22 protein-coding genes are annotated in these 23,600 nt (G+C 72.0%); 10 read left to right on the top strand and 12 right to left on the bottom strand.

Annotated elements, in window-relative coordinates; translation table 11 throughout:
- Positions 1 to 89: 89 nt before the first annotated feature.
- Entirely contained in the window at positions 90 to 890 is an 801-nt protein-coding gene (locus ACH47Z_RS02195; RefSeq protein ID WP_399069542.1) for an adenosylcobinamide-GDP ribazoletransferase, read from the bottom strand.
- Between the two features lie 61 nt (positions 891 to 951).
- On the opposite strand from ACH47Z_RS02195, the gene ACH47Z_RS02190 reads away from it, so the two are divergent.
- On the top strand, positions 952 to 1,716 hold the full coding sequence (locus tag ACH47Z_RS02190; protein ID WP_399069539.1) for a hypothetical protein: 765 nt from the start codon (positions 952 to 954) through the stop codon (positions 1,714 to 1,716).
- Here the strand turns inward: ACH47Z_RS02190 and ACH47Z_RS02185 are convergent.
- The 3 genes from ACH47Z_RS02185 to cobT form a co-directional block, all read right to left on the bottom strand.
- Positions 1,656 to 2,420: a hypothetical protein gene (locus ACH47Z_RS02185; protein WP_399069538.1), complete on the bottom strand. Its 765-nt coding sequence runs from the start codon at positions 2,418 to 2,420 to the stop codon at positions 1,656 to 1,658. The two genes, ACH47Z_RS02190 and ACH47Z_RS02185, sit on opposite strands and share 61 nt — an antisense overlap.
- A 10-nt stretch (positions 2,421 to 2,430) precedes the next feature.
- Positions 2,431 to 4,230: a phosphatidylglycerol lysyltransferase domain-containing protein gene (locus tag ACH47Z_RS02180; protein ID WP_399069536.1), complete on the bottom strand. Its 1,800-nt coding sequence runs from the start codon at positions 4,228 to 4,230 to the stop codon at positions 2,431 to 2,433.
- 148 nt (positions 4,231 to 4,378) lie between these two features.
- Entirely contained in the window at positions 4,379 to 5,497 is a 1,119-nt protein-coding gene (gene cobT, locus ACH47Z_RS02175) for a nicotinate-nucleotide--dimethylbenzimidazole phosphoribosyltransferase (protein ID WP_399069534.1), read from the bottom strand.
- 133 nt (positions 5,498 to 5,630) lie between these two features.
- On the opposite strand from cobT, the gene ACH47Z_RS02170 reads away from it, so the two are divergent.
- Complete coding sequence (locus ACH47Z_RS02170; RefSeq protein WP_399069533.1) at positions 5,631 to 6,470, top strand: class I SAM-dependent methyltransferase; 840 nt, start codon at positions 5,631 to 5,633, stop codon at positions 6,468 to 6,470.
- A gap of 7 nt (positions 6,471 to 6,477) precedes the next feature.
- Here the strand turns inward: ACH47Z_RS02170 and ACH47Z_RS02165 are convergent, their stop codons facing one another.
- The gene (locus ACH47Z_RS02165) at positions 6,478 to 7,680 is read right to left on the bottom strand and encodes a bifunctional adenosylcobinamide kinase/adenosylcobinamide-phosphate guanylyltransferase (protein WP_399069531.1); all 1,203 of its coding nucleotides are present in this window, start codon (positions 7,678 to 7,680) and stop codon (positions 6,478 to 6,480) included.
- Between the two features lie 80 nt (positions 7,681 to 7,760).
- Between ACH47Z_RS02165 and ACH47Z_RS02160 the strand changes: the two genes are divergently transcribed.
- A complete protein-coding gene (locus ACH47Z_RS02160; RefSeq protein ID WP_399069529.1) occupies positions 7,761 to 7,979 on the top strand; it encodes a hypothetical protein in 219 nt (72 codons plus the stop codon).
- A 35-nt stretch (positions 7,980 to 8,014) separates the two neighbouring features.
- Here the strand turns inward: ACH47Z_RS02160 and ACH47Z_RS02155 are convergent, their stop codons facing one another.
- From ACH47Z_RS02155 to ACH47Z_RS02145, 3 genes are all read right to left on the bottom strand, one after another.
- The gene (locus tag ACH47Z_RS02155) at positions 8,015 to 9,106 is read right to left on the bottom strand and encodes a S1C family serine protease (RefSeq protein ID WP_399069527.1); all 1,092 of its coding nucleotides are present in this window, start codon (positions 9,104 to 9,106) and stop codon (positions 8,015 to 8,017) included.
- 56 nt (positions 9,107 to 9,162) lie between these two features.
- Positions 9,163 to 9,864: a class I SAM-dependent methyltransferase gene (locus ACH47Z_RS02150; protein WP_399069526.1), complete on the bottom strand. Its 702-nt coding sequence runs from the start codon at positions 9,862 to 9,864 to the stop codon at positions 9,163 to 9,165.
- A gap of 83 nt (positions 9,865 to 9,947) precedes the next feature.
- Positions 9,948 to 10,541, bottom strand: a complete 594-nt coding sequence (locus ACH47Z_RS02145; protein WP_399069523.1) for a DUF3043 domain-containing protein — start codon at positions 10,539 to 10,541, stop codon at positions 9,948 to 9,950.
- A gap of 266 nt (positions 10,542 to 10,807) precedes the next feature.
- Here ACH47Z_RS02145 and ACH47Z_RS02140 point away from each other — a divergent pair, with 266 nt between their 5' ends.
- The 5 genes from ACH47Z_RS02140 (at position 10,808) to ACH47Z_RS02120 (ending at position 17,216) form a co-directional block, all read left to right on the top strand.
- Positions 10,808 to 11,599: a PspA/IM30 family protein gene (locus tag ACH47Z_RS02140; protein ID WP_399069521.1), complete on the top strand. Its 792-nt coding sequence runs from the start codon at positions 10,808 to 10,810 to the stop codon at positions 11,597 to 11,599.
- Between the two features lie 33 nt (positions 11,600 to 11,632).
- Positions 11,633 to 11,911 carry a hypothetical protein gene (locus ACH47Z_RS02135; RefSeq protein WP_399069519.1) on the top strand — a complete coding sequence of 93 codons (279 nt, stop codon included), beginning with the start codon at positions 11,633 to 11,635 and terminating at the stop codon, positions 11,909 to 11,911.
- Between the two features lie 82 nt (positions 11,912 to 11,993).
- A complete protein-coding gene (locus ACH47Z_RS02130; protein WP_399069518.1) occupies positions 11,994 to 13,214 on the top strand; it encodes a sensor histidine kinase in 1,221 nt (406 codons plus the stop codon).
- Positions 13,215 to 13,269: 55 nt separating this feature from the next.
- Positions 13,270 to 13,944 (top strand): response regulator, encoded by a 675-nt coding sequence (locus ACH47Z_RS02125; RefSeq protein ID WP_399069516.1) that lies wholly within the window; start codon positions 13,270 to 13,272, stop codon positions 13,942 to 13,944.
- Positions 13,945 to 14,114: 170 nt separating this feature from the next.
- On the top strand, positions 14,115 to 17,216 hold the full coding sequence (locus tag ACH47Z_RS02120; protein ID WP_399069514.1) for an efflux RND transporter permease subunit: 3,102 nt from the start codon (positions 14,115 to 14,117) through the stop codon (positions 17,214 to 17,216).
- Between the two features lie 54 nt (positions 17,217 to 17,270).
- Here the strand turns inward: ACH47Z_RS02120 and nadA are convergent, their stop codons facing one another.
- A complete protein-coding gene (nadA, locus tag ACH47Z_RS02115; protein ID WP_399069512.1) occupies positions 17,271 to 18,455 on the bottom strand; it encodes a quinolinate synthase NadA in 1,185 nt (394 codons plus the stop codon).
- 242 nt (positions 18,456 to 18,697) lie between these two features.
- Here nadA and ACH47Z_RS02110 point away from each other — a divergent pair, with 242 nt between their 5' ends.
- Positions 18,698 to 19,054, top strand: coding sequence for an iron-sulfur cluster assembly accessory protein (locus tag ACH47Z_RS02110; protein ID WP_023551351.1), 357 nt, complete (start codon positions 18,698 to 18,700; stop codon positions 19,052 to 19,054).
- An 84-nt stretch (positions 19,055 to 19,138) separates the two neighbouring features.
- On the opposite strand, the gene ACH47Z_RS02105 is transcribed toward ACH47Z_RS02110, so the two are convergent.
- Both ACH47Z_RS02105 and ACH47Z_RS02100 read right to left on the bottom strand, forming a co-directional pair.
- Positions 19,139 to 20,671 (bottom strand): hypothetical protein, encoded by a 1,533-nt coding sequence (locus ACH47Z_RS02105; protein ID WP_399069510.1) that lies wholly within the window; start codon positions 20,669 to 20,671, stop codon positions 19,139 to 19,141.
- 99 nt (positions 20,672 to 20,770) lie between these two features.
- Entirely contained in the window at positions 20,771 to 20,980 is a 210-nt protein-coding gene (locus ACH47Z_RS02100) for a hypothetical protein (protein WP_399069509.1), read from the bottom strand.
- A gap of 130 nt (positions 20,981 to 21,110) precedes the next feature.
- On the opposite strand from ACH47Z_RS02100, the gene ACH47Z_RS02095 reads away from it, so the two are divergent.
- A complete protein-coding gene (locus ACH47Z_RS02095) occupies positions 21,111 to 22,085 on the top strand; it encodes a carbohydrate kinase family protein (RefSeq protein ID WP_399069507.1) in 975 nt (324 codons plus the stop codon).
- 15 nt (positions 22,086 to 22,100) lie between these two features.
- On the opposite strand, the gene ACH47Z_RS02090 is transcribed toward ACH47Z_RS02095, so the two are convergent.
- A complete protein-coding gene (locus ACH47Z_RS02090) occupies positions 22,101 to 23,477 on the bottom strand; it encodes a cysteine desulfurase/sulfurtransferase TusA family protein (protein ID WP_399069505.1) in 1,377 nt (458 codons plus the stop codon).
- Positions 23,478 to 23,600 lie beyond the last annotated feature (123 nt).

The raw sequence follows: 23,600 nt of genomic DNA, 5'->3' as shown, positions 1-23,600 counted from the left end.
TATGAACCAAGCCGTGGCACGACGCAGCCTCAGCACGGAGTTCCCCCGATCATGCTTTCCTGTCCGTGTACGGGCGGAGAGCTTAGCGCTCAGTGACCGAAGGCCAGCACCACAAAGGCCGCCGTGGCCGCCGTCTCCTCCAGTGCCCCGAAGACATCCCCCGTCACCCCGCCGAACCGCCGCACGCACCGACGCAGCAGCAACTCCGCGGCGGCCAGGGACAGCAGCACCGCGGCCGCCGCGCGCACGGCGCCGTACACCCCGAAGAACGCGCCCCCGGCCGCCGCCGCGAGCGTGCAGGCCACCGCGACCCCCACCGCGCCCCGCACCGGCACCACCTCCGCCACCGCCGCCCCCAGCCCCTCCGGGCGTGCCGCCGGTACGCCGGTGCGGGCGGCGAGGGTGAGGGCCAGTCGGGCCGCCACCGCCGAGGTCACCGCCGCCGCGGCCCCCCGCGCCCAGGAGTCGCCGTAGAGCTGGGCCAGGACCGCGACCTGGGCCAGCAGGGTCAGGACGAGGGTGAGGACGCCGAACGGGCCGATGTCCGACTGCTTCATGATCCGCAGGGCGTCGTCCGCGGGCTTGCCGCTGCCCAGGCCGTCCGCCGTGTCGGCGAGGCCGTCGAGGTGCAGGCCGCGGGTCAGCGCCGCCGGTACGGCGACGGAGGCGACGGCGGCGAGCAGCGGGCCGGCGCCCAGCAGGAGCAGGAGCAGCCCGAGTACGGCCGCGCAGGCGCCGACGACCAGCCCGGCCACGGGCGCGGCCAGCATCCCGCCGCGCGCGGCCCCCCGGTCCCAGCGGTGCACCCGGACGGGCAGCACGGTGAGGGTGCCGAAGGCGAAGCGGAAGCCGTCGAGGGGCGAGGGGGACGAGGGTGAGGACGTGAGCACCGGCGCAGGTTACCGGGCTGCCGTCAGGCTCCCCTGACACCGCCGGGGATAAAGTGCGCACATGGGGCACTGGTGGGAACGGAACATCGTCGAACCGGGCAAACTCCCGCTGCTGCTCGCCCTCACGGCCTTCGTGCTGACCTTTCTGGTCACCCGGGTGATCACCCGCCTGATCCGGGCCGGCCGGGGCCCGTTCGGCAACGTCAGGGCGGGCGGGCTGCACATCCACCATGTCGTGCCCGGGGTCGTCCTCACCGTCGTCGGCGGCTTCGGTGCCGTCGCCAGTGACCGGCACGGTGTCGGGGGAGCGGTCTCCGCCGTGCTGTTCGGCATGGGGGCCGGGCTGGTGCTGGACGAGTTCGCGCTGCTGCTGCACCTGGACGACGTCTACTGGAGCGAGGAGGGCCGCAAGAGCGTCGAGGTCGTCGTCCTCACCGCGGCCCTGGTCGGGCTGCTGCTGGCCGGGTTCTCGCCGTTCGGCGTCAACGACCTGTCCCAGCAGGAACTCCAGCACCGGGGCACGGTCATCTCCAACATCGCCGCCAACTTCCTCTTCTCGCTCGTCGCGTTGAGCAAGGGCAAGGCCCGCACCGCGGTGTTCGGGATCGCCGTGCCCCTCGTCGCACTCGTCGGCGCGATCCGGCTGGCCCGCCCCGGCTCCCCGTGGGCCCGCCGCTTCTACGGCCGCCGTCCCCGCGCCCGCGCCAAGGCCGCGCTGCGCGCCTACCACCACGACCGCCGCTGGGCCCGGCTGCGCCGCGCGCTTCAGGACTGGATCGGCGGCAAGCCCGACCCGCGCCCGGTACGGCTGCCCGGCCGCCGCTGACCGCGCCGCGTCCGGCGGCCGTACGCGCGCCGCAGCCGCTGCCGCAGCTCGTGCCCGAACCGGTGCCGCACCGCCACCGCCAGGCACAGCATCCCCACGGCCATCAGCGCGGCCAGGTGCTCCTTGCCCGCCAGGTTCTCCTTGACCAGCACCTCGGCCACCATGGCCACGGTCACCGCACCCGCCGTCGCGTAGGCGCCGTACCGCCAGGCCACGTACACGGCGAGCCCCACCACGGCCGCCGACGGGCCGGTGTCCACGACCTGCGCGTCGGTCCAGGGCAGCCCGAAGGGGGCGTGCGTGCCGAGCGAGATGCCCACGCGCGCGTACAGGGTGCCGGCGAGCGTGGCGACGTACGCGATGGTCAGCGTCCGCCACCAGCCGATGCAGATCTCGGCGATCCCGAACACCAGCAGGATCTGCACCAGTGCGCCCCACACCGGCAGGTCCAGCGCGGGCACGAACAACGACAGGGGAGTGCGCAGCAGGGCCAGCCACAGGGGGTCCTCGGCCCGTACGGCGCCCACGTTCTGCACGAACTGATAGCCCCACTGCTGGTTCTGCACCCACTGGAGCAACGCCGTCAGACCCACCGCCGCGAGCGTCATCGGGATCGCCCGCAGGCGCCGCTTCAGGGAGGCCTCGCGCACGGTGACGTACAGCAGCCCCCACTCCTCACGGGCCCAGCGGGCGAGGGTTCGCATCAGACGTTCCTCATCGATGTGTGTCCAGGTGCCTGCGGTGCAGCCACTTCGGCAGTCCCGGCGCCTCCAGGAAGCCCTCCGCGCGGGCCGAGGCGAGGCCGATGCGCAGCAGGTCCGCGCTCTTCTCGAAGAGCAGGAACCGCGGCTCCCAGATGGGCCGGTACTTGGCGTTGGCGCGGTACAGCGTCTCGATCTGCCACCACCTCGAGAAGAAGCTGAGCAGCGACCGCCACAGCCTCAGCACCGGACCGGCACCGAGGCGTGCGCCACGTTCGAAGACCGACCTGAACATCGCGAAGTTCAGTGAGACCTGCGTGATCCCGATCTCGCGGGCCCGCCGCAGCAGTTCGATGACCATGAACTCCATCAGCCCGTTGTCGGAGTCCCGGTCCCGGCGCATGAGGTCCAGGGACAGCCCGTGCGGCCCCCACGGCACGAAGGAGAGCAGCGCCCGCGGCCGGCCCTCGGCGTCGGCGCACTCCAGCATCACGCACTGCCCGTCCTCGGGGTCCCCGAGCCGGCCGAGCGCCATGCTGAACCCGCGCTCGGTCGCTCCGTCCCGCCAGTCGTCCGCCCGCTTCACCAACTGGGCCATCTCGTCCGCCGGGATCTCCGCGTGCCGCCGGATCCGCACCTCGTACCCGGCCCGCTTCACCCGGTTGTGTGCCTGCCGTACGGTGCGCATGGCCCGCCCCTCCAGGGTGAAGTCGGCGACCTCCACGATCGCCTCGTCACCGAGTTCGAGCGCGTCGAGCCCGTGCCGGGCATAGATCGTCCCCGCCTCCTCGCTCGCCCCCATCACCGCCGGGATCCAGCCGTGCGCCCACGCCTCGGCCAGCCACGGGGTGATCGCCCCCGGCCAGGCCTCGGGGTCCCCGATCGGATCCCCGGAGGCGAGGGAGACCCCGCCGACGACGCGGTAGGCGATGGCAGCCTTCCCGGTCGGCGACCACACCACGCTCTTCTCACGGCGCAGCGCGAAGTAGCCCAGCGAGTCCCGCTCGCCGTGCCGCTCCAGCAGGCCCCGCAGCCGCTTCTCGTCGTCCTCGGTGAGGGGGTCCACGGCGCGCCGGCTGCGGAAGGCGGCGTAGAGGACGGCGAGGACGAGGGCCGTGCTGAGCACGTTGATGGCGACGTTCGCCCAGTTCGGCGGGTCGATGCCGGGGAAGCGGTTCTCGTCGGCGGCGACCGACACCAGGCGCAGGGCGCCGTAGTGCCAGCGCTCCAGGAAGGTCGAACGGGCCGCGTCCGGCGCCTGGTTGGTGACCGTGATCAGCAGCCCGGCGAGCAGGGAGGCGACGACCCCGCCGCCGACGGCGACCGTCGCCGCGAGCCGGGGGTTGGCGCGGTCGCCCTTGGCGTAGAACTCCCGCCGGCCCACGAGCAGCGCGCCGACGAACGCGGCCGTGAGGCCCAGCGAGATCCAGTTCTGCGCGTACTGCCGGATCTCCGGGAACGCCATCGCGAACGCGAACAGAGCCAGGAAGACCCCGCTCATCACCAGGTTGAGGATCCATGCGGCCCGTTTGCGTCGGCGCATGGTGATGGCGAGGAACGCGGTGAACACGCCCGAGGCGAAACCGGCCGTCAGCAGGTACGGGGTGAAGTAGTCGTCCTGGTTGTGCCGGCGCACGTCCTGCCCGAGCGAGACCCAGACGGCGCTGAGGAAGTTGATGAAGGCGACGGTCCGCAGATACCAGACGGCGAAGGCGGCGGCCCGTCGGGAGGCCCCGGTGGACCGCCGCTCCTCCTCACCCGGACGCCCCGGTTCGGCTTGCTGCGGCGACACGGCAATTCGGGCATCTCCCATGGGGCAGGATCATATGGGCGCCGCCCTGACGAACCGCACTTTTCCGCCGGGGCGCCCCTTTCTCCACAGAGCCCGCCATTCTTCTCCGCCGCGAGGGTGCTTGGCCAGGACGGCCGATTCCGGCGGTGCCGAACCGGCCGAAACCCGACTACTCCTCCGGCCCCTCTTCAGAGGGCTCCGCCGACTTCTCGGAAGGTTCCTCCGGCTTCTCGGAAGGCTCCGCCGGCTTTTCGGGAAGTTCCGCCGCCAGTGCCGCCGCAGACCGGACGAGCGGCAGCGCCAGCAGCGCCCCCGCACCCTCGCCGACCTTCACGCCCTGGTCCAGCAGTGGCTCCAGGGCCATCCGGTCCAGCGCCTTGGTCTGCCCCGGCTCCCCGCTGTCGTGCCCGGCCAGCCACCAGTCCGGCGCCCGGAACGCGACCCGCTGCCCGACCAGCGCACAGGCCGCGGCCACGACGCCGTCCAGGATCACCGGCAGCTTCCGTACCGCGCACTGCAGCAGGAACCCCGTCATCGCGGCCAGATCCGCCCCGCCCACGGTCGCCAGCAGCTGCATCTGATCCCCGAGCACCGGCCGCGCCCGCCGCAGCGCGTCCCGGATCGCGGCACACTTCCGCATCCACGCCAGGTCGTCGATCGCGAGCCCGCCGCGCCCGGTCACCACCGACGCGTCGGTCCCGCACAGCGCCGCGATCAGCACCGCCGCCGCCGTGGTCCCGCCCACGCTGATGTCGCCGAGCACCACCAGATCGGTACCCGAGTCGGCCTCCTCGTCGGCGATCGCGATGCCCGCCCGCAGGGCCGCCTCGGCCTCCTCCAGGGTGAGCGCGTCCTCGATGTCGATACGTCCGCTGCCGCGCCGTACCCGGTGCCGTACGACGTCCTCGGGGAAGGCGTCCGGTTCGCAGTCCAGGGCCATGTCCACGACCCGTACGGGAACCTCGAAGCGCCGCGCGAGCACGGACACCGGGCTCGCGCCCTCCAGTACCGCCCGCACCAGCTGTCCGGCGCTGCCCGCGGGCCGCGCCGAGACGCCCAGTTCGGCGACGCCGTGGTCACCGGCGAACAGCACCACGCGCGGCCGTTCGACGGGCCGTACCGGTGCGGCGCTCTGCGCGGCGGCCAGCCACTCGCCCAGCTCGTCGAGGCGCCCCAGCGCCCCTGGCGGCACGATCTGGCGCTCCCGCCGGGCCTCGGCGTCACGGCGCACGCCCCCGTCCGGGCGCTCGATCAGATCGGTGAAGTCGTCCAGATTAAGCCTGCTCATTCGCCGAACAGTACCGCCAGCGAACGCGCGTTTCCGCGCCACATCGCCACCACACCCCCATGACGTCTTTGCACCCAAGATCGGTATCCCATACGTTCCGTTTTGCAGCGAAATGTCGCTCAGGGAGCCGCCCATGTCGCCCTCGCCCCGGATCACCCCCCAGGCCGCCGACCCGTACCACGAGCCGCGCCGCGAGCACTGCCCCTGGTGCGGCGGCGCGCGCCTGCGCACCCGGGCGCGGGCCGCCGCGCCCGGCCGGCGCGGTCCGGGCGCGTGCGCCGTGGACCAGTGCCGCGACTGCGGGCACGCCTTCCAGAACCCCCGGTTCACCGTGGAGGGCCTCGCCTTCCACCACCGGAACTTCTCCGCGCGCCGCCTGGAGGACCTCGCGGACCGGAGCCCCACCCGCGCGGTCCGCCGCCGGCACCGCGCGGCGGCCCGTACGGTGCTGCCGCTGGCCGAGCCGGAGAGCTGGCTGGACGTGGGCACGGGGCACGCCCGTTTCCCGGAGACGGTGCGGGAGGTCTTCCCGTACACGTCCTTCGACGGCCTGGACCCGACGCCGAGGGTCGAACAGGCGCGCCTGGCGGGCCGCGTCGAGGAGGCCCACATCGGCGACCTCACGAACCCCTGGGTCCTGCCCCGCCTGTACGCCCGCTACGACGTGGTCAGCATGTTCCACCACCTGGAGCACGCCCCCGACCCGCGCGCCGAACTCCACGCGGCCCTGGCCGCGCTACGCCCCGGCGGCCTCCTCATCCTCGAACTCCCCAACCCTCAAAGCGTGTTCGCGATGCTGCTGGGCCGCCGCTGGCCCCCGTACCGCCAACCCCGCCACCTGCACCTGTTGCCCCTTGCCAACCTGTGCGAGGAGCTGGAGAGCCAGGGCTGCGACATCCTCACGACCGACCGCCGGGCGCGCTTCTCGAACACCTACCGGATCGTGGCGCGGAGGCACACGGAAACCTCGTGACCGGAGTTCACCCCCGCAGCACCACAGCCTGCCCCGCCACCACCAGCAGCACCTGCTCGCACTCGCCCCCGAACGCCGCGTTCAGCCGCCCCAGTTCATCCCGGTACCGTCGCCCGGACGCGGTCGCCGGGACGATCCCCGAGCCGACCTCGTTCGACACCGCCACCACCGTCCGCCGAGTGGCGCGCACGGCGGAGGTCAGTTCCCGCACCCGCTCCCGCAGCAGCTTCTCGCCGCCGCCCGCCCACTCCGCGTCGTCCCACGCCCCGACGGAGTCCATGGCGTCCGTCAGCCACAGCGACAGACAGTCGATCAGCAGCGGCGGCCCGTCCTGGCCCAGCAGCGGCACCAGGTCGGTCGTCTCCGTCGTATGCCACGAACCCGGCCGCCGCTCCCGGTGCGCGGCCACCCGTGCCGCCCACTCGGTGTCCCCGCCGCGCGTCCCGCCGGTCGCCACGTACAGCACCTCCGGGAAGGACTCCAGGCGCCGCTCGGCCTCCACGGACTTGCCCGAGCGCGCCCCGCCCAGCACCAGCGTCCGGCGCGGCACGTCGGGTACGTCCTCGTACACCCCGACCGTCAGTGTCGTACCGTCCGGCACGGCCCGCGCCCCGGCCGCCGCCAGCCGCCGCCGCACCTCCGCACCCGGCGGCACGTCGTGGTCGAGATGGACCGCGACCACGTCCGTCGTCGGACCGGCCGAACCCACCGCCCGCAGTCGCGCCAGCGCGTCCGGGCGGCCGACCACGTCCGCGAGGACCAGGTGGTACGACTCCGCCCTCGCCTCCTCCAGACCCGCCGGCGCCCCGCCCGGCGGCAGATACAGCAGCCGCTGCCCGTCCGGGCCCGTCACCGCGTACCCGGTGCCGCCCGCGTCCATCGCCACCGCCCGGACCCGATGCCCCGTCAGCAGCGCCAACTCCCGCCCGTCCGGCACCCGCCCGGGCTGCGGCAGCCCGGCCGGCACCTCCACCGCCGGACCGTCGTGCGGATGCGACAGCAGCACCTGCCGTACCCCGCCCAGCGAATGCCCGGCCCGGGCCGCCGCGAACGCCACGCCCGGTGTCAGGTCGAGGAGCAGCGCCCCGTCCACCAGCACGGCGGTCGCCGCCCGCGCGTCCGGCCCGAGCGCGGTCGCGCAGGCGGCACAGGGGCAGTCGGGGCGAGGCAGTCCGGCCGGGGCGCCGGTACCGAGCAGAGTCACTTCCACGGAATCGATTTTCGCCCGTCTGATCAGGTCTTGCGCTTCCGGCTAGTCTGCCAGCACGTGTTGGATCAAAGGAGGCCCACATGACGGCATGGACGTGGCGGTTCGAGAAGGCCGACGGGACGGAGGTCCAGCCCGCCGTGCAGCCCGAGGAGTTCACCACGCAGGGGGATGCCGAGTCCTGGATCGGCGAGCACTGGCGGGCGCTGCTGGAGGGCGGCACCGACCAGGTGCGGCTGTTCGAGGAGGGCACCGAGATCTACGCCGGGCCGATGAGCCTGCGCGCCGCCGCCGAGGACTGAGCCAGGAGGGGGTACGGCCGCTCCGTACCCCCTCCTCACTGCTCGCCCAGCGTCACGTCCGCCGTCTTCTCGGCGCCGCCGCGCTGGTACGTCACCGACGTCTTCTGGCCCGGTTTGTCCGCCGCCAGTGCCTCCGCGAGGGAGGTGATGGTGGTGATGGACCGGTCGCCCACCTTGGTGATGATGTCGCCGGTGCGCAGACCCGCCTTGTCGGCCGCGCCGCCGCGCTTGACGCTGACCACCGCCACCCCGGCCGGCTGGTAGGTGTCGTCCACGACCGTCCGTCCGGCGATGTTGAGCGCGGCCCGCCCCGAGTCGACGACCTTGCCCTCCTTGACGATCTGCCCGGCGATCGTCTTCACCATGGACGCCGGGATGGCGAAGCCGATGCCGGGCGCCGCGCTGCCCCCGAGGTCGGGGTCGGCGGCGGCGAGCGTCGGGATGCCGATGACCTGCCCGTCCAGGTTGACCAGGGCGCCGCCGCTGTTGCCGGGGTTGATGGCGGCCGAGGTCTGCACCAGGTTCGCGATCGTCGCGCCCGTACCGCCGCCGGTGCGGTTCTCGCTGACGGTCCGTCCGACCGCCGAGACGATGCCCTGCGTCACGCTGGAGGACAGCCCGAGCGGCGAGCCCATCGCCAGCACGATCTGGCCGACCTCCACCTTCTCGGAGTCGCCGAACGTCGCCGGCTTCAGCCCGGACGGCACCTTGTCCAGCTTGATCACGGCCAGGTCCTGGTCGGGGTAGGAGAACACCAGGGTCGCGGCGAGCGGTTCCTCGTTGTTGGCCGTGGTCACCTTGAAGGTCTTCTCCTGGCCGACCACGTGCGCGTTGGTGACGATGTCCCCCTTGTCGTCGTACACCACCCCGGAGCCCAGCTCATGGCTCGCCTGGATCTGCACGACCGACGGCAGGACCTCCTTGATCACCTTCTGGTACTGGTTCTGCAGATCGGTCGCTGCCATCGGCACGGCCCGCGCGGGCGTCGCGGTGTTCCGGGCGGCCGGAGTGGCGGCCGGCGAGCAGCCGACGGCAAGCCCGGCGGTCAGCACCGCGCAGCACACCAGCGCGGCGGCGGGCACGGCCCTGCGGACGGCACGGGTATGGGCAATACGGGAAGCGTCCATGCCCCGAGTCTCACCGGAGAGTGATCAACCGGCCCGCCGTGTTGCCCCGAACGGGCTCAGCCCCGTACGCCGCACAGGTGCAGCAGTGCCGCCACCCCGCGGTAGGGGTCCGTGCGTCCGGCGCGCTCCTCGGCCGCCAGCAGCGTCTCGACGTCGTCCGGGACCGGCGCGTCGTCCGCGGCCGTGTCCGTGAAGACCCGCACCCCGTACCAGGCGTGCAGCGGGGCCCCGATCCCGGCGAGCGTCGCGGTGAGCGTGGCCAGCCGGTCGGCCCGTACGTCCAGGCCGAGACGGTTGCGGTACACCGTGGTGTCGAACGCGGCCAGCGCGCCCGCCCAGTCGCCGGACAGGCCCGGCCGCATGGCGAGCGCGTCGCCGTTGCGGACCAGGAGGGAGAGCAGGCCGCCGGGGGCCAGCATCCGGGCCAGCCCCGCGACCAGCCGGTCGGGCTCCTCGACGTACATCAGCACGCCGTGGCACAGCACCACGTCGAAGCTGCCCGGCAGGAAGTGCACGCCGGTGTCCCGCCCGTCGCCCTGCACCAGCCGGACCCGCTCGCGGATACCCTCCGGCTGCGCGGCCAGCGCCTCGCGCGCGGCGGCGATCATCGTCGCGTCCTGCTCGACACCGGTCACCTGATGACCGAGCCGGGCCAGCCGCAGCGCCTGTGTGCCCTGGCCCATGCCGACGTCGAGCACCCGCAGCCGCTGCCCGACGGGGAACCGCCCGGCTATCTGCTCGTCCAGCTGCCGGGCCACCAGCTCCTGCCGTACGACATCACGCAGCCCGCCCAGCTTGCGCAGCCAGGCGTCGGCCGCGCCCCCGGTGAAGGCGTCAGCGCTCAGGGCTTCTCTCCGCGCTTGACCTGCGGCTTCGGCAGCCGGAGCCGGCGCATCTGGAGGGAGCGCATCAGGGCGTAGGCGACCGCGCCCCGGGTGTTCTGGTCGGGGAAGCGCTCCTTGAGGCGCTTCTTCAGGCGGAAGCCGCTGAACGCCGCGTCCGCCACGATCAGCACGATCACGACCAGCCACAGCAGCAGCGCGATGCTCTGGATCGCGCCCACCCGCACCACGCTCAGTACGAGGATCACGATGGCCATCGGCAGGAAGAACTCCGCCACGTTGAAGCGCGAGTCCACCCAGTCCCGGGCGAAGCGGCGCACCGGGCCCTTGTCCCGGGCCGGCAGATAGCGCTCGTCGCCGGTGGCCAGGGCCTGGCGCTGGCGCTCCAGCGCCTGGCGCCGGTCCTCGCGCTGGCGCTTCGCGGCGTCCTTGCGGGTCATCGGCGTGTTGGCGACGCTGCGGCGCTGGGACTGGGCCTCACTGCGCTTGGGCGTGGGCCTGCCCTTCTTGGCCTGCGGGTCACGGGTCTGCTTGGAGTCGGCCAGCGCCTTGTCGGCGGGGGCCTTCTCTTCCTTGGCACGGCTACGGAACACAAAACCCAAGGGTAAGCGCTGGACCGGCATGGACGTCAGCCCGGCGGGGAACGATCCGGCAACACCGTTCGTCTGTAGGGGGACAGAGGGGACGTTCCGCCAGGGGGTCACCTACTCCTTGCGCCGGAGCGGTACGGTCCACGGTCGTCCTTGGGGATGAGCGCATCGGTCCCGGAACAGTGCGGTAATGGAGTCAGGGCCCGTACTGTGGGTCCTGTCGCAGGATCTGTGAGCTGGAGTCCGTCAGAAGGGGGCGCGCGAAGCCCATGAGCGGTGTCATGAAGCGTATGGGGATGATCTTCCGCGCGAAGGCGAACAAGGCCCTTGACCGGGCCGAGGACCCGCGCGAGACCCTCGATTACTCGTATCAGAAGCAGCTGGAGCTGCTGCAGAAGGTGCGCCGGGGCGTCGCCGACGTGGCGACCAGCCGCAAGCGCCTGGAACTCCAGCTCAACCAGCTGCAGCAGCAGTCCGGCAAGCTGGAGGACCAGGGCCGCAAGGCACTCGCGCTCGGCCGCGAGGACCTGGCCCGCGAGGCGCTGTCCCGGCGCGCCGCGCTCCAGCAGCAGGTCACCGACCTCGAGACGCAGCACGCGACCCTCCAGGGCGAGGAGGAGAAGCTCACCCTGGCCGCCCAGCGCCTGCAGGCCAAGGTGGACGCGTTCCGCACGAAGAAGGAGACCATCAAGGCCACCTACACCGCCGCCCAGGCCCAGACCCGCATCGGCGAGGCCTTCTCCGGCATCTCCGAGGAGATGGGCGACGTCGGCCTCGCGATCCAGCGCGCCGAGGACAAGACGCAGCAGCTCCAGGCCCGCGCCGGCGCCATCGACGAGCTGCTCGCCTCCGGCGCCCTGGACGACCCGACCGGCATGGCCAAGGACGACATCGCCGCCGAGCTGGACCGCATCTCGGGTGGTACGGATGTGGAGCTGGAGCTGCAGCGCATGAAGGCCGAGCTGGCCGGAGGCTCCCCGCAGCAGGCCATCGAGGGTGGTACGGCGCAGGGGCAGACCCAGCAGCAGCCGCAGGACACCCCGCGCTTCGACAAGCAGTAGTACGGCGCCGGGGGCCGAGCCGAGGAGGCCGACGTGATCGTACGGATCATGGGGGAGGGCCAGTGGAAGCTGGCCGACTCCCACTTCGCCGAGCTGAACAAGCTCGACGACGAGCTGCTGGCGGAGATGGAGGGCGGCGACGAGGCGGGCTTCCGCCGCACCCTCGGCGCCCTTCTCGACTCCGTCCGCGCGCTTGGCACTCCGTTGCCGGATGACGCCCTGGAGCCCTCGGAGCTGATCCTGCCGTCCCCGGACGCCTCGCTGGAGGAGGTCCGGGCGATGCTGGGGGACGAGGGGCTGATTCCGGGGTAGCGCCCCGCCGGCGCGGTCAAGCGAAACCCACCCCGGCCGGCGACAGCACCGGTCACTCGAAAGCCGCCGTACTGTTCATCCCGTGAGCACTCTCGACCGCGCCCGCTGCAGCCTGAAAGCGCACCCCCTCGCGCTGGACGCGGCCATCGCCGCGGGCGTGCTGCTGTGCATGATCGTGGGATCCTTCGTGACTCCGCGCGGCGACAACGGCGTCACCTGGGGCATCCGCACCCCCGCCCCCCTCAGCCTCCTCCTCATGCTCCTCGCCGCGGCCGCGCTCGTCTTCCGGCGCCGCGCCCCCATGCCGGTCCTCGCCGTCACCGGCACGCTCTCCCTCGTCGAGTGCGTCACCGGTGACCCACGCGCCCCGGTCACGATGTCCGCCGTCGTCGCCCTGTACACCGTCGCCGCGACCACCGACCGCACCACCACCCTGCGCATCGGCCTGCTCACCATGACCGTGCTGACGGCCGCCGCCATGCTCGGCGGGCCGCTGCCCTGGTACGCGCAGGAGAACCTGGGCGTGCTCGCCTGGACCGGCATCGGTGCCACCGCCGGGGACGCCGTACGCAGCCGGCGCGCGGTCGTGCAGGCCATCCGGGAGCGGGCCGAGCGAGCCGAACGCACCCGCGAGGAGGAGGCCCGCCGCCGGGTCGCCGAGGAGCGGCTGCGCATCGCCCGCGATCTGCACGACGTCGTCGCCCATCACATCGCCCTGGTGAACGTGCAGGCCGGGGTGGCCGCACACGTCATGGACAAGCGGCCCGACCAGGCCAAGGAGGCCCTCGCCCACGTCCGCGAGGCCAGCCGCTCCGCGCTCGACGAACTGCGGGCCACCGTCGGTCTGCTCCGCCAGTCCGGTGACCCCGAGGCACCGACCGAGCCCGCGCCCGGACTGAGCCGGCTGGAGGATCTCGCCGGCACCTTCCGCAGTGCCGGGCTCCCGGTGGAGGTGGCCCGCGCCGGGCAGGACTCCGACCTTCCGGCCGCCGTCGACCTGGCCGCCTACCGGATCGTCCAGGAGGCCCTGACCAACGTGCAGAAACACGCGGGACCCGGCGCCAAGGCCGAGGTCAGCGTCGTACGCGTCGGCACGGACATCGAGGTCACCGTGCTGGACGACGGGCCGGGCGCGGAGGGCGAGCCCGGGACCGGCGGCGGGCACGGGCTGCTCGGCATGCGCGAGCGGGTCACGGCCGTCGGCGGCACCCTGACCACCGGACCCCGCTACGGCGGCGGATTCCGCGTCCATGCGATCCTGCCCGTCAAGACCCGTACCGAGTCGCGCAAGGACTCGTACTGAGACCCGTACGAAGGACTCGAACCGAGACCCGTACGACGGCCCCGGGGGAGCCCGCATGACGATCCGTGTCCTGCTCGCCGACGACCAGGCCCTGCTGCGCAGCGCGTTCCGCGTGCTGGTCGACTCCGAGCCCGACATGGAGGTGGTCGGCGAGGCCTCCGACGGCGCGGAGGCGGTCCGGCTGGCCAAGGAGCAGGCCGCCGACGTGGTCCTCATGGACATCCGGATGCCGGGCACCGACGGCCTCGCCGCCACCCGGCTGATCAGCGCCGATCCCTCCCTGGCGGACGTCCGCGTGGTCATCCTGACCACCTTCGAGGTCGACGACTACGTCGTCCAGGCCCTGCGCGCGGGCGCTTCCGGCTTCCTCGGCAAGGGCAGCGAGCCCGAGGAACTGCTGAACGCCATCCGGGTCGCGGCGGGCGGTGAGGCCCTGCTGTCGCCCGCCGCCACCAAGGGGCTGATCGCCCGCTTCCTCGCCCAGGGCGACGACGGCCGCGACCCCGCCCGCTCCGAGCGGCTCGGCGCCCTCACCGGACGGGAGCGGGAGGTGCTCGTCCAGGTCGCCGGCGGCCACTCCAACGACGAGATCGCCGAGCGTCTGGAGGTCAGCCCGCTGACGGTGAAGACGCACGTCAACCGGGCCATGGCCAAGCTGGGCGCCCGCGACCGGGCCCAGCTCGTGGTGATCGCCTACGAGTCGGGTCTGGTCCGGCCGAGGACGGACTGATCTCCACCCGGGTCCACCCGTGGCGTACTGCGGTCTCCACCCGGGCGTACTGCGGGCGGAGTAGGGCCCGGATAAGGAAATGGACTCTGGGCCTACGGTTCGGCTCTCCGTGATGGGTGAGGGTGATGAGGTCTGCCGCTCACAGACTCACGGAAGAGAGTCCCTGATCCATGTCCTGGCTGTCGAGATTCAGCCTGCGCCAACGGGCCCTGGTCGGTCTGATGTCGCTCATCGCGCTCGTCTTCGGGCTGATCGCGATACCCCAGATCAAGCAGCAGTTGCTGCCCACCATCAACCTGCCCATGGTGTCGGTGATCGCGCCGTACCGGGGCGCCTCGCCCGACGTCGTCGAGAAGCAGGTCGTCGAGCCGATCGAGAACAACCTCCAGGGCGTGGACGGCGTCAAGTCCGTCACCTCCACGGCCAGTGAGGGCAACGCCGTGATCATGGCGTCCTTCGACTACGGCAACGACACCAAGCAGCTCGTCTCCGACGTCCAGCAGGCCGTCAACCGGGCCCGCAACCAGCTGCCGTCCGACGTCGACCCGCAGGTCATCTCCGGTTCGACCGACGACATGCCGACCGTGGTCCTCGCCGCCACCTCCGACAAGGACCAGCAGGCCCTCGCCGACCAGCTCGACAAGACCGTCGTACCGGCCCTGAAGGACATCTCCGGCGTCGGCCGCGTCCAGGTCACCGGCGTGCGCGACCTCCAGGTCACGGTCACCCCGGACGACGCGAAGCTCGCCCGGTCCGGTCTCACTCCCGCCGCCCTCGGCCCGGCCCTGCAGGCGGGCGGCGCGACCGTCCCGGCCGGCTCCTTCGACGAGAACGGCGCCAACCGCACCGTCCAGGTCGGCGGCGGGTTCACCTCGCTGCAGCAGATCCAGGACCTGATGGTCACCGGCGCGAGCGGGGAGAAGCCCGTACGCCTCGGTGACGTGGCCACCGTCAAGGAGCAGCCGGCCCCGGCCGACTCCCTCACCCGCACCGACGGCAGGCCCAGCCTCGCCGTCAACGTCACCATGGACCACGACGGCAGCGCGGTCACCATCTCGGGCGCCGTCAAGGACAAGCTGCCCGGCCTGCGCGAGCAGCTCGGCTCCGGCGCCCGGCTCACGGTCGTCAGCGACCAGGGCCCGGCCGTGTCGAAGTCCATCAAGGGCCTGACGACGGAAGGCGCGCTCGGCCTGCTCTTCGCGGTCCTCGTCATCCTGGTCTTCCTCGCGTCGATCCGCTCGACCCTGGTCACGGCGGTCTCCATCCCGCTGTCGGTGGTGCTGGCCCTGATCGTGCTGTGGACGCGCGGCCTGTCCCTGAACATGCTCACGCTCGGCGCGCTGACCATCGCCATCGGCCGGGTCGTCGACGACTCGATCGTGGTCCTGGAGAACATCAAGCGCCACCTCGGCTACGGCGAGGAGCGGCAGACGGCGATCATCACCGCGGTCCGCGAGGTGGCCGGCGCGGTCACCTCCTCCACCCTCACCACGGTCGCCGTGTTCCTGCCGATCGGCCTGGTCGGCGGCATGGTGGGCGCCCTGTTCGGCTCGTTCAGCATCACCGTGACGGCGGCCCTGCTGGCCTCCCTGCTGGTGTCGCTGACGGTCGTACCGGTCCTGTCGTACTGGTTCCTGCGCGCCCCCAAGGGCACCCCGGACGACGCGGCGGAGGCCCGCCGCAGGGCCGAGGAGAAGGAGGCGAACAGCCGCCTCCAGCGCGCCTACGTCCCCGTCCTGCGCTTCGCCACGCGCCGTCGGCTGACCAGTGTCCTGATCGCGATCGTGGTCCTGGTGGTGACGTTCGGCATGGGCGGCCTGCTGAAGACCAACTTCTTCGACCAGAGCGAGCAGGAGGTCCTCACCGTCAAGCAGGAGCTGAAGCCCGGCACCAGCCTCGCGGCCACGGACGCGCAGGCGAAGAAGGTCGAGCGGCTGATCGCCTCCACCAAGGGCGTCAAGGACTACCAGGTCACCGTCGGCTCCTCCGGCTTCATGGCGGCCTTCGGCGGCGGCACGGACACCAACCAGGCGTCGTACCAGGTCATGCTGAAGGACTCGAAGTCGTACGACGACGTCCAGAAGCACCTCGAGAACGGCCTGAAGAAGCTCGAGGGCATCGGTACGGCCACCGTGTCGGCCGGTGACGGCTTCGGCAACCAGAACCTGAGTGTGGTGGTCAAGGCGGCCGACCCGCAGGCGCTGCGGACGGCGGCGGACCAGGTCCGCGCCACGGTCGCGGGCCTCGACGGCGTCACGGACGTCACCAGCGACCTCGCGACCAGCGTGCCGCGGATCTCGGTCAAGGCCAACGCCAAGGCGGCCGCGGCCGGTCTCGACGACCAGAAGCTCGGCGCGCTGGTCGCCGAGGCGGTGCGCGGTACGACGGCGGCGAAGGCGATCCTCGACGACACCGAGCGCGATGTCGTGGTGCGGTCGGCCGAGCCCGCCACCACCCTGGACCAGCTGAAGAACCTGCGCGTCGGCCCGGCCAGGCTCGGCGACATCGCCACGGTGAAGGTGGTGGACGGCCCGGTGTCGCTGACCCGGATCGACGGCCGACGGGCCGCGACGATCACGGCCAAGCCGACCGGTGACAACACCGGTGCGATCAGCACCAAGCTCCAGTCGAAGATCAAGGCGCTGAAGCTGCCGACGGGCGCCTCGGCCGAGATCGGCGGCGTGACGTCGGACCAGAACAACGCGTTCAAGAACCTGGGCCTGGCCATGCTGGCGGCGATCGCGATCGTCTTCATGCTCCTGGTCGCGACCTTCCGCTCGCTGGCCCAGCCCCTGATCCTCCTGGTCTCCATCCCCTTCGCGGCGACGGGCGCGATCGGCCTCCTGGTCGCCACCGGCACTCCGATGGGCGTCCCGGCGATGATCGGCATGCTGATGCTGATCGGCATCGTGGTGACGAACGCGATCGTGCTGATCGACCTGATCAACCAGTACCGCGGTCAGGGCCACGGCGTCGTCGAGGCCGTGATCGAGGGTGGCCGCCACCGCCTCCGCCCGATCCTGATGACGGCGTTGGCGACGATCTTCGCCCTCCTCCCCATGGCCCTGGGCGTCACGGGCGAGGGCGGCTTCATCGCCCAGCCCCTGGCGGTGGTGGTGATCGGCGGCCTGATCACGTCGACCCTGCTGACCCTGCTCCTGGTCCCGACGCTCTACGCCATGCTGGAGCTCCGCAAGGAACGCCGGGCGAAGAAGCGGGCGGCGAAGAAGGAGGCGAAGGCGGAGGAGATGCCGGAGCCTGCCGGAGTCTGACGGTATGACGAAGGGCCGGGTCTCGCGGAGACCCGGCCCTTCGTGTTCGTGCGCCTACGGCAGGGCGAGCATCCGCTCCAGGGCCAGCTTGGCGAAGGCCTCTGTCTCCTTGTCGACCTCGATGCGGTTGACCAGGGTGCCCTCGGCCAGGGACTCCAGGGTCCAGACCAGGTGGGGCAGGTCGATGCGGTTCATGGTCGAGCAGAAGCAGACCGTCTTGTCGAGGAAGACGATCTCCTTGTCCTCGGGAGCGAAACGGTTCGCCAGCCGGCGGACCAGGTTCAGCTCGGTGCCGATGGCCCACTTGGAACCGGCCGGGGCCGCCTCCAGCGCCTTGATGATGTACTCGGTCGAGCCGACGTAGTCCGCGGCGGCGACCACCTCGTGCTTGCACTCCGGGTGGACCAGCACGTTCACGCCGGGGATGCGGGCGCGCACGTCGTTCACCGAGTCCAGGCTGAACCGGCCGTGCACCGAGCAGTGCCCGCGCCACAGGATCATCTTCGCGGCCCGCAACTGGTCCGCCGTCAGACCGCCGTTCGGCTTGTGCGGGTTGTAGACCACGCAGTCGTCCAGGGACATCCCCATGTCCCGGACGGCGGTGTTGCGGCCGAGGTGCTGGTCCGGCAGGAAGAGCACCTTCTCGCCCTGCTCGAAGGCCCAGTCCAGCGCACGCTTGGCGTTGGACGACGTGCAGATCGTGCCGCCGTGCTTACCGGTGAACGCCTTGATGTCGGCGGAGGAGTTCATGTACGAGACCGGCACCACCTGCTCGGCGACGCCCGCCTCCGTCAGCACGTCCCAGCACTCCGCGACCTGCTCGGCCGTCGCCATGTCGGCCATGGAGCAGCCGGCGGCGAGGTCGGGCAGGACGACCTTCTGGTCGTCGGAGGTGAGGATGTCGGCCGACTCGGCCATGAAGTGCACACCGCAGAAGACGATGTACTCGGCCTCCGGCCGCGCGGCCGCGTCCCGGGCCAGCTTGAAGGAGTCACCCGTGACGTCGGCGAACTGGATGACCTCGTCGCGCTGGTAGTGGTGGCCGAGCACGAAGACCTTGTCGCCGAGCTTCTCCTTGGCCGCGCGGGCGCGCTCGACCAGGTCCGGGTCGGAGGGCGACGGCAGGTCACCGGGACACTCGACGCCCCGCTCGCTCTTCGGGTCGGCCTCACGGCCGAGCAGCAGCAGGGCGAGCGGAGTCGGCTGCACGTCGAGCTCCGGGGTCTGGGCGGTGGTCACGACACGCACCCTTTCTACTTTTCGTCTAACTGACGCTATCTATCATAACTGGTTCACGTCACTTTGACGATGGCCATAACGTCGATGTGACGTGAATCCCCATGAGGCGTTTTCCGCTCCGGAGGCCATGTGCGAGCATGAGGAAGGAGCCGAAAGACAGGCGCCCGGCCCGGAATGAATCCGCGGCCTTGCCGGTTGCAATCGTCGGCAAGCAGTCTCCGTACAACCCGGGAGAGATGTAGATGTCCGTATCGGACGAGACCACCACCGTCACCGACGGCATCATCCTGACCGACGCCGCCGCGGCCAAGGTCAAGGCCCTGCTCGACCAGGAAGGCCGCGACGACCTCGCGCTGCGCGTCGCCGTCCAGCCCGGCGGCTGCTCCGGCCTGCGTTACCAGCTCTTCTTCGACGAGCGCTCGCTCGACGGCGACGTGGAGAAGGACTTCGGCGGGGTCAAGGTCGTCACCGACCGCATGAGCGCTCCGTACCTGGGCGGCGCCACCGTCGACTTCGTGGACACCATCGAGAAGCAGGGCTTCACGATCGACAACCCGAACGCGACCGGCTCCTGCGCCTGCGGCGACTCCTTCAGCTGAGCCGACGGCCCTGACGTAACAGCCTGACGCACAAGGCGGCGGCCTCCTTCAAGGGGGCCGCCGCCTTCGTCGTACCTCGCCGCGTCAGCGCGTCCGCGCCGATGCGCCCGGACGCAGCGCCCCGGGCTTCCCCTGGGGGATCCTGCTCCCGTCCGCGCCGACCACCGTCCGCCCGTCCAGCGGCGCGTTCAGCCGGACGGTCCTCACGTACTCCTTGGCGATCATCACGCACACCTTGTCCGGCCAGGGCCGTGCGGTGACGGTGACGGTCACCTTGTCGCCGCTCTCCTTCGCCGCCGCCGAGTAGTCGGCGCACACCCCGCCGAAGAAGCTCACGGTCAGGTCCCGGCCGTCGGCCGTATAGCCCTCGACCTTCACGGTGTGCGGCTCCGGCGCCGTGCTCGGCCCGCCGGAGGGAGTCGTGGCCGACCCCAGATAGGCCGGATCGACCGCCGGATACGTCACCGTGTACGCACCGCCCGCCGAGTCGCCCCGCACCTGGAACAGCCAGGACGGCACCAGCGTCTGCCGCCCGGCGACGGAGTGCGCGGCCAGCCCGAACACCGCCTTGTCGACGGTGACCGTGTCCGTACCGGCGTCCGCCCCCGCCTTGGGCACGGACGTGGACGCTCCGCAGGGCTGCTCGAACCGGTCCTTCAGCGGCACCTGATGCGCGCAGCCGCCGATCCCCATCCGGTGGTCGCCCTTCGGTGCCGTGTTCATCAGCTTCAGCGTCTTCGCCGCGCCCAGGACGGGGTACGTGTCGCTCTTCACCGGCGTCCCGAGCAGCCCGTGCCCGCCGACCACCTCACCCTGCGCGCTGACCGTCAGCCCGGTGGCCCAGCCGTACGTCGGCAGCCCGCCGACCACCGGCTCGGCGTTGACCACCCGCTGAACGCCCATGACCTGGCTCGCGTCGATCTTCGCGTCGTCCAGCCCGGCCGCCTTCAGCACCGGAGCCGCGGCCGCGGTCGCCCGGGACACAGTCACCGGGCTGCCCGTCGGGCCCATCGGGTCGTGTGCGCACAGAACACCCTTCTTGCAGTTGTCGGTGCCCGGCGCATACCGGCTGAACGTCCAGCTGCCCGGCGCGTCCCGGTTCACCGTGAGGCTCGGGCCGGTGCCGTCCTTGCCGCCGACCCGCCAGATCCCGCCCTCGGCCACCGGCGTCCCGTCGACACCGAGCGCCCGCGCGAGGCGCGCCACCGCGTCCTTGCCGACCTCGCCCTTCGGCACGTACACCGGAGCGGAGCCGGGGCCGGCCGGCAGATCGCCCGGGGCGACGTACGTCGCGCCGTACGGGTCACCGCGCCAGCCGTCCAGGGCCAGCGGCGGGGGAGTGGCGCTCCCACCGGCCGCGCCGGATCCGCCGTCCGTACGGCCGCCCGCACCGCTGCTCGCCGCGACATAGGCGCCACCACCGCCGACCAGCAGCACGGCGGCGGCCACGGAGAGGACGGCGAACCGGGACCGACGCCACCCAGCCCGCTCGCCACCGGCGCCGTCCCCGTCGCTCTCAGGACCCCCGTGGCTCTCGACGCTCTCTGCGGCCTCTGCGGTCTCGGACGCCTCGGAGTCCTCGGGGTGCTCGCGGTTCTCGGGTCGCTCGGTGTTCACCGCATCGCTCCTCGCTGGTCGTATCCCGCCTCCCCCGCGTGGGGGACGGCGATGGGACGCGGGAGGGGAGCGCGCGGTTCCCGTCGAGTGCGCCCCGCGTCAGTCGCCGTAGTCGGACATCGCGTCCAGCAGCCGCGCGGAGCGCGCCGGCACGGACACCCCGTGGATCAGGGACGGCGGCACCGGCCGGGACTCGGCGTGCGCGGGAACCGCCCAGTGCGGTGCCATCCGGGCGCAGTCGACGCGCAGCGCGGCGAGGTCGCCCTCGAGGTCGGCCGGGGCGGGAGAGTGGACCTTGAGGTTCGTCATGACGGCACCGTAAGCACGGCCGAGCGCGCGAAGAAAGATCTACTATCGGGTAGTTTTGCCAACTACAGCGCCGTCGCCCGAGCGGGTAGCGTGAACTGTCAATCCAGCCTCCCGCAGGAGAATGCCCGTCGTGCGCATCGCAGTCACCGGCTCCATCGCCACCGACCACCTCATGACCTTCCCCGGCCGCTTCGCCGACCAGTTCGTCGCGGACCAGCTGCACACGGTTTCGCTCTCCTTCCTCGTGGACAACCTCGACGTGCGCCGCGGCGGCGTCGGTGCCAACATCGCCTTCGGCATGGGCCAGCTCGGCACCAAGCCGATCCTGGTCGGCGCCGCCGGCTTCGACTTCGACGAGTACCGCGCCTGGCTCGAACGGCACGGCGTGGACACCGAGTCGGTCCGGATCTCCGAGACCCTGCACACCGCCCGCTTCGTGTGCACCACCGACGCCGACCACAACCAGATCGGCTCCTTCTACACCGGCGCGATGAGCGAGGCCCGCCTCATCGAGCTGAAGACCGTCGCGGACCGCGTGGGCGGCCTCGACCTGGTCCTCATCGGCGCCGACGACCCGGAGGGCATGCTCCGCCACACGGAGGAGTGCCGCTCCCGCGCGATCCCCTTCGCCGCCGACTTCTCCCAGCAGATCGCCCGCATGGAGGGCGACGAGATCCGCGTGCTGATGGAGGGGGCGACGTACCTGTTCTCCAACGAGTACGAGAAGGGCCTCATCGAGACCAAGACCGGCTGGAGCGACGCCGAGATCCTGGCCAAGGTCGGCCACCGCGTCACCACGCTCGGCTCGCGGGGCGTGCGCATCGAGCGGGCCGGCGAGGACCCGATCGAGGTCGGCTGCCCCGAGGAGGACCGCAAGGCCGACCCCACGGGCGTCGGCGACGCCTTCCGCGCCGGGTTCCTGTCGGGACTCGCCTGGGGTGTCTCGCTGGAGCGCGCGGCGCAGGTGGGCTGCATGCTCGCCACGCTGGTCATCGAGACGGTGGGCACGCAGGAGTACCAGCTGCGCCGGGCGCACTTCATGGAGCGGTTCACGAAGGCGTACGGCGACGATGCGGCCGCCGAGGTCCAGGCCCACCTGAGCTGAGCCGCTTCGGGGCGCTCAGCTCACCCGGCGTACGACGTACGCCGTACCCCTCTGCGCCGGTTCCTCTCCGACGTACTCCTGCCCCCGCATCTCGCACCACGCCGGGATGTCCAGCCGGGCGGCCTCGTCGTCGGAGAGGACCCGTACGGTGCCGCCCACCGGTACCTGGCCGAACACCTTGGCCAGTTCGATGACCGGGATCGGGCAGCGTTTGCCGAGCGAGTCGACGACGAGTTCCTCGGCGTGCACGGCCGTCTCGGGGGCCGGTGCGCCCAGCTTCTCCCGGACGCCCGCCACGGCACCCGGCAGCACCGCCAGGAAGCGCTCCACGTCCTCCTCGGCCGCCCCGGCCGGCAGGGACACCCGGACATTGCCCTCGCTCAGCACCCCCATCGCCTTCAGCACATGGCTGGGCGTCAGCGTGCTGCTCGTGCACGACGAACCGGACGACACCGAGAAGCCCTCGCGGTCCAGTTCGTGCAGCAGGGTCTCCCCGTCGACATAGAGACAGGAGAACGTGACGATCCCGGGCAGCCGGCGCTCCGGGTCGCCCACCACCTCCACGTCCGGCACCAGCTCCGGCACCCGCGCCCGGATCCGCGCCGTCAGCTCCCGCAGCCGTACCGCCTCCTGGGCCGCCTCGGCCCGTACCGCGCGCAGTGAGGCCACGGCCGCCACGATCGCCGGGAGGTTCTCGAACCCGGCGGCCCGCCCCGACTCCCGCTCGTCGACCGGCCCTTGAGCGGCGAACCGTACCCCCTTGCGGACGACGAGCAGCCCCACCCCCGACGGCCCGCCCCACTTGTGCGCACTGGCCGTGAGCAGCGACCAGGCGCCCTCGACCGGCCCCCACCCCAGCGACTGCGCCGCGTCCACCAGCAGCGGCACCCCGGCCGCCCGGGCGACCTCGGCGACCTCGGCCACCGGCTGCACGGTCCCCACCTCGTGGTTGGCCGACTGGAGCACGGCCAGCGCGGTGTCCTCCCGCAGGGCAGCCGCGTAGGCCGACGGGTCCACGACTCCGGCTCGGTCCACGGCCACCTGGGTCACCGTCCCGCCGTCCGCCTCGAACAACTCCGCCGAATGGAGTACGGAGGAGTGTTCGACGGCTGACACGATCAGGTGGCGTCCGACCCGCCGCCTTCCGGCCAACGCCCCCGCGACACCCGTATGTACGGCCCGAGTGCCAGAGGAGGTGAACACCACCTCGTCCGCCCGGCACCCCACGGCCTCAGCAGCTGCCTCCCGCGCCGCATCCAGCAACATCCGGGCCTTGCGTCCCTCCCGGTACAGCCGTGCAGGATCGGCCCATCCCTCATCCAAAGAGGCCAACAACGCCTGACGGGCCACGGGATGGAGGGGAACGGCGGAAGCAGCGTCAAAGTAGGCCATACGGCAACGCTAAACCGCCGGTCAGGGCAGCGTCCCGAGGGGGCGCGAGGAACTGCGCGACCAGCCACGACGGACCCGCAGCCGCCAATTCAGCGAACCACCCGAGTTAGTAGGCACCCCTCC

Origin of the sequence: Streptomyces sp. NPDC020192 (genome assembly GCF_044388685.1) — a bacterium.
Classification (GTDB): Bacteria; Actinomycetota; Actinomycetes; order Streptomycetales; family Streptomycetaceae; genus Streptomyces.
The sequence above is the reverse complement of the archived record's forward strand: the minus strand, read 5'-3'. Positions and strand labels throughout refer to the sequence as shown.

Excerpts from the sequence above, each read along its gene's own strand:
- ACH47Z_RS02190 (WP_399069539.1), top strand. The coding sequence starts at position 952 with ATGGGGCACTGGTGGGAACGGAACATCGTCGAACCGGGCAAACTCCCG.
- ACH47Z_RS02185 (WP_399069538.1), bottom strand. The coding sequence starts at position 2,420 with ATGCGAACCCTCGCCCGCTGGGCCCGTGAGGAGTGGGGGCTGCTGTAC.
- ACH47Z_RS02180 (WP_399069536.1), bottom strand. The coding sequence starts at position 4,230 with ATGGGAGATGCCCGAATTGCCGTGTCGCCGCAGCAAGCCGAACCGGGG.
- cobT (WP_399069534.1), bottom strand. The coding sequence starts at position 5,497 with ATGAGCAGGCTTAATCTGGACGACTTCACCGATCTGATCGAGCGCCCG.
- ACH47Z_RS02170 (WP_399069533.1), top strand. The coding sequence starts at position 5,631 with ATGTCGCCCTCGCCCCGGATCACCCCCCAGGCCGCCGACCCGTACCAC.
- ACH47Z_RS02160 (WP_399069529.1), top strand. The coding sequence starts at position 7,761 with ATGACGGCATGGACGTGGCGGTTCGAGAAGGCCGACGGGACGGAGGTC.
- ACH47Z_RS02155 (WP_399069527.1), bottom strand. The coding sequence starts at position 9,106 with ATGGACGCTTCCCGTATTGCCCATACCCGTGCCGTCCGCAGGGCCGTG.
- ACH47Z_RS02140 (WP_399069521.1), top strand. The coding sequence starts at position 10,808 with ATGAGCGGTGTCATGAAGCGTATGGGGATGATCTTCCGCGCGAAGGCG.
- ACH47Z_RS02125 (WP_399069516.1), top strand. The coding sequence starts at position 13,270 with ATGACGATCCGTGTCCTGCTCGCCGACGACCAGGCCCTGCTGCGCAGC.
- ACH47Z_RS02120 (WP_399069514.1), top strand. The coding sequence starts at position 14,115 with ATGTCCTGGCTGTCGAGATTCAGCCTGCGCCAACGGGCCCTGGTCGGT.
- ACH47Z_RS02110 (WP_023551351.1), top strand. The coding sequence starts at position 18,698 with ATGTCCGTATCGGACGAGACCACCACCGTCACCGACGGCATCATCCTG.
- ACH47Z_RS02100 (WP_399069509.1), bottom strand. The coding sequence starts at position 20,980 with ATGACGAACCTCAAGGTCCACTCTCCCGCCCCGGCCGACCTCGAGGGC.
- ACH47Z_RS02090 (WP_399069505.1), bottom strand. The coding sequence starts at position 23,477 with ATGGCCTACTTTGACGCTGCTTCCGCCGTTCCCCTCCATCCCGTGGCC.